Origin of the sequence: Synechococcus sp. R6-10, from assembly GCF_047461815.1 — a bacterium.
Taxonomy (GTDB): domain Bacteria; phylum Cyanobacteriota; class Cyanobacteriia; order Thermostichales; family Thermostichaceae; genus Thermostichus.
This window is the reverse complement of record NZ_JANSHW010000281.1, coordinates 1-4,543: the sequence shown is the minus strand read 5'-3', so window position 1 is coordinate 4,543 and position 4,543 is coordinate 1. Positions and strand designations below refer to the sequence as shown.

Here is a 4,543-nt window from a genome sequence, read left to right as displayed (position 1 = left end):
GTCGGAGTCGGTGTGGGTGTTGGAGGAAGCTAGCTTGCTCTACCCCCAAGAGAACCATTAGCAGGGCTGTGGAAACGGTGCCCAAGCTGCGACTAAAAAAGCAAAGCAATCTTTCCAGTTGACCAGGACGAAATGAAGACGGTTTTGAGGTCAGCATTCAACACTTCTCGGCTCTCTCAGCGCGTTCTCTGAGAACACAAAACCAGCTTGACCAAACTTGACTAAAACGAGGCAGCCATCAGTTATCTACCCTCACCGAAACCGTGTTGCTAAAGAGCAACGAGCCCGATGCTGAACGAACAACAGCTCTGTTGGTGATGATGGTGGGAAGAGCGGGAGTTTCAGGAGCAGGCACAAATGGAGTCGGCGTAGGTGCCGGCGGTAGGGGTACGGGAATGCGGAGGCGGCAGGGCTGATCCGATTGATTGCCTTCTGGGGCATAGCAAACGCGAATGAGATCTTCCACAAAGCGAAGCTGATTAAAACTAAGTTGATCCGCTTGTCGAATAATGTCCGTAATGATTTCCTCCAGGTCTCGGGCTGTTCTGGAAAGAGGTACGCTGACAAACAGAATATTCTCCAGATCCCTAACTTCGGGGGGAGCTAAGTTGGAGAAAGGTACTCTATCCCGCTCCCGCAGCAAGATGCGATAAAGGGCTTCACTCCAAGGGGAAACATCCACAGCAGCACTGAAAACAAATCCCCGCAGGGGTGTAGGCTGGCCGGACTGACGCCCTTGGCCCAGGAGATTGGACTGAACCGATACCAATTTCCCCGGCGGTTGAATAATCGATCCGGAAAAGGGGATGGTGAACCGCAAGTTGCCCTCTAAAGCAGCAGTTGACAGGGCAGGGAACAAAATGTCCCCTCTTGAGCTTAGGTTGAACAACTCAACCTTGTTGCCTCTTGAAAAAAGCGGCCCTCCTGGGCAAAGGGCGGCTGTTGAGCCTGAAGGGCAAAGCTGAGCAAAGGGATCCACCACCAACCCCAAAATGGCAGAGGCAAAGCCGGAGCTGGGATCCCTTGGCGGCGACCCCACAGTCGAGGGGCTGCTGGAGGTGCCACCGCAACCTTTCAGGAAAACCGTTAGGGAACCTGTAAGCACTGCCGCCAGGACAAGCGCAGCCGGTTGCCAAAATCTTCTGGGTATACCGAGTCGTCGAAACATTTGCTTATCGCCTCGCTCTCGATTAGGGATGTTGTCAGCCTGCGGAATGACTCTAGCGGGATCCCACCGTGAGAACAGCGTCGCTGAATGGCGCCACAAAACGGCTGCCTTCTCTCTCAACTCTCAGCTCGCCACTGAGAAGATAAGAACCAGCAGATAGCGGAACATTGCTTTGCACCCTCACCTGCAGGCGGTGCTCCCCAATAGCAGCAGGGAATAAGTTGGCAAAGGGAGCTTCCAGCCCTTCAGAAAACCGTGCCAGCACAAAAGTCCCCTCAGTAGCTGCAGCCAGACGCTGTAACTCCAGAAGATTCAAATCGACCCCCAACCCAACCACATACACGGTGAGTTTTTGTCCTCGCTCTCTGGCCAAAGTTGTCAGCTCCTGAGTAGCTTGGTTGATGGAGCGGGTGCTTTCGTTGTCAATCCCATCGGTGAATACCACCAAGCGGCGGTTGAAACGCTCGGTGGGCCGAAAGTCGCTCAAGAAACGCCCGGCTTCTACCGTGGCATCGTAAAGGGCGGTGTTCCCTCCGGGAACAGCACGCAAAACCCCTCGTCTCAGCAGCTCTCTATCGCTGGTGAAGTCCTGCAACAGCTGAGCCGTGCGCAGAGGCTGCCCCAGGGCTGTAACGCCAAAGCCTGCTCCTCGGTTGTCAAAGCGCAGAATGGCGCCCAGATCCAGGGGTGCAGGGCGAAATTGATCCAGGAGCCGAAAAACAGCCAGGAAGCGCCGAGATTGGGGATCCAAGACCAACAGGCTGCCTGAGCCATCCATCAGCACAGCCATGAGCAAAGGCCGCTGAGGCAGATCCGGCGGGGGATTTTCGATCCGGGTGGGTGTCAGGGTCAAGGTTACCGGCTGCGGGATCCCTAGCAAGTCGGTTACCCGGTTTACCTGCAGGCTGACCTGACTGGCGGAGAGCTGGGTTATTGGTTGGGGCGGATCCCCGCCTTGCAGGAGGGCGATGTTGAACTCCATTTCCCCTTGTGTGCCAGAAAAGGAGCGGGTCAGAGCCCCATTGAACGTCAGGCGAGCTTGGGACCCACAGCCGACGGCTCAATGCCTGTACCGCCGGAAGAGCCACAGCCGACAAGGCAGCTTCCCACGAGCACCAGGAGAAGCAGCCAACCAGCTTTTTGGCTTTTTACTTGACCGGGCTGTATTTTTACAGTCATTGCAGCTGCCAGTGCAAGCATAGTGGGGTGGCATGAAAGTACGGAGTTACAATACCACCCAGTAATTCCGAAAGCTACTGTAGCGCTTGGTGTAGGCGTAGAGATTTTTACTGCAGTTAGAGGATCTCGAGTTCATCTTTTTTCACAATGCGAGCACAGCGGGTCTCAGCTTTGAGCCTAGTAGGGCGGCTAAAGCCTGTCTGCTCCGAGAATTGCTTCGAGATAAAGACCCCTTTGTTTTGCCACTTGTGGCAAGCGTTCTCGCTGACCAATTGTCAAATAAGCCGGCGCTCTCTTCCGTGGCCTATAGTTCATAGCAGCTCATCAGTGCAGGTGTAAGCTCTAAAAGGATCCCCTGGGTGAGGAGGAGAACTGAACATGGCGGCAAAGCAACTCAAGTTCTATTGGAGCCCCCAACACCAGCTCTTTAGCTGCGATGGCGCCAAGTTGGAGGGGCACGGCTACATCCAAACCAACCCCTCCCATGACCTGGTTCACCTGCTCATTGCCGCCAACGGCAACATGCCCTGGCAGCCGGTGGAAAGCCGCGAGCAAACCTGCTTTGCCGAGTACAACGCGGTAATGCTGGAGCACCTGTTGGTCAACTGCTTCAACGCAGCGGTGCTGGGATCCCTGCCCGCCCAGCAGATCATCCCAGAGGCGCGGAAGTTCTTGCGGTGGTTTGTTTCAGAACATTACGCCCCTTTTCCGGTGTCTGAAGAAGAGGCTTTTCGTCGCTTTGCTGCGCACCTGGATATTGAGCGCATTGTGCGTTTGTTCCCCTATTTTTACAGTCTGCGGGCTTGGGAATGCTTCAGCCTCGATTACCGCGCCGAGACCTACGACCTGGAGTTCACCTCCGAGGATGATCCCGTTCGAGAGGCCCCGGAATGGGCGGCGGATCCCAACATTTTGGAGACTCAGGAGCTGGTGCGGCAAAAGCTCTCTGAGGCAGTAGCCGAGGCGGGCTCGATCCGGCCCAAACCGGAGCCCGTTTTCCCGCCAACTTCGTCAGCTTCTCCTCTGTCCGATCCCCCAGCCAAGACCAGGCAGAAAAAAACCGGACTCGGCTTCAAGCCTGCCCGTTGATGGATCCCCTCACCCCTTTCCCACAGGGAGAGGGGAAGACTAATCTGCGCCTTTCACTAGCCGACGAAAGGCCTTTTTGCCCACCTGCAAAATCCGCCCGGCCAGCTCCGAGGCATGGGCAAACTCCAGGTCGGGATCCTCCACCTTTTGCCCATCCAGCCGCACGGCGCCCCCTTGAATCTGCCGACGGGCCTCGGCGGCACTCTTGCACAGGCCACACTCACGCAGGATGTAGCTGAGTTTAACAGGGTAAGACAACCCATCGATGGCAAAGGTGGGGATGGATCCCGTTTCGGCAAGAATACCGTCTAGCACCAGGGCTTGGGCGGTGCGCTGGGCCTCTTCTGCCGCTGCAGGGGAGTGAAACTGGGCCACTAGGGTCTTGGCTAGGAGGATCTGCCGCTGGCGGGGATCCTGCGGCAGCTCGGCAAGGGGCACTGAGGTGAGCAACTCAAAGTAGCGCTCCACCAGGTGATCCGGCACCTTCTCCAGCTTGGAGTACATGGTGAGGGGATCCTCGGTCAGGCCCACGTAGTTGTTTTTGGACTTGGACATTTTCTGGTACCCGTCCAGCCCCTCCAAAAGCGGCACCGTCAGGCAAAACTGCGGCGCTTGGCCCTTCCAAATTTGCAGATCCCGACCGGTGAGCAGGTTAAAGCGCTGGTCGGTTCCCCCCAGTTCTACGTCGGCTGCCAGAGCCACCGAGTCGTAGCCCTGCAGGAGGGGATAGAGAAATTCGTGCAGATAAATTGGCGTTCCAGCTCGGTAGCGCTGGGCAAAGTCTTCTTTGGCCAACATCTGCCCCACCGTCATCTGGGCCTGGAGTTCGATCAGCTCACTGAGAGTCAGGCGGGCCAGCCACTCGCTGTTGCGGCGCACCTCCAGCCGACCGGGGGTCTCAAAATCCAAAATCTTGCCGGCTTGCTCCAGATAGGTGCGGGCGTTTTCCTCCACTTCTGCTGGGGTGAGGCGGGGACGGGCCTCCGATTGGCCGGTGGGATCCCCGACCAGCGCCGTGAAGTCCCCGATGAGCAAAATAGCCACATGGCCCGCATCCTGGAACTGGCGCAACTTGCGCAACACCACTGAATGGCCCAGGTGTAGATC

The 4,543-nt window shown here is 56.9% G+C and carries 5 protein-coding genes; 1 reads left to right on the top strand and 4 read right to left on the bottom strand.

What is annotated here, in order from left to right; genetic code table 11:
- Positions 1-238: 238 nt before the first annotated feature.
- The 3 genes from NW837_RS08685 to NW837_RS08675 form a co-directional block, all read right to left on the bottom strand.
- On the bottom strand, positions 239-859 hold the full coding sequence (locus NW837_RS08685; RefSeq protein ID WP_414330724.1) for a hypothetical protein: 621 nt from the start codon (positions 857-859) through the stop codon (positions 239-241).
- Positions 860-876: 17 nt separating this feature from the next.
- Positions 877-1,065, bottom strand: coding sequence for a hypothetical protein (locus NW837_RS08680; RefSeq protein WP_414330722.1), 189 nt, complete (start codon positions 1,063-1,065; stop codon positions 877-879).
- A gap of 155 nt (positions 1,066-1,220) precedes the next feature.
- Positions 1,221-2,150, bottom strand: a complete 930-nt coding sequence (locus NW837_RS08675) for a vWA domain-containing protein (RefSeq protein WP_414330720.1) — start codon at positions 2,148-2,150, stop codon at positions 1,221-1,223.
- Between the two features lie 575 nt (positions 2,151-2,725).
- On the opposite strand from NW837_RS08675, the gene NW837_RS08670 reads away from it, so the two are divergent.
- Entirely contained in the window at positions 2,726-3,436 is a 711-nt protein-coding gene (locus tag NW837_RS08670) for a hypothetical protein (protein ID WP_414330718.1), read from the top strand.
- Between the two features lie 39 nt (positions 3,437-3,475).
- Here the strand turns inward: NW837_RS08670 and tyrS are convergent.
- Positions 3,476-4,543: tyrosine--tRNA ligase (gene tyrS, locus NW837_RS08665; protein ID WP_414330716.1), on the bottom strand; the 1,068-nt coding region annotated here is incomplete at its 5' end.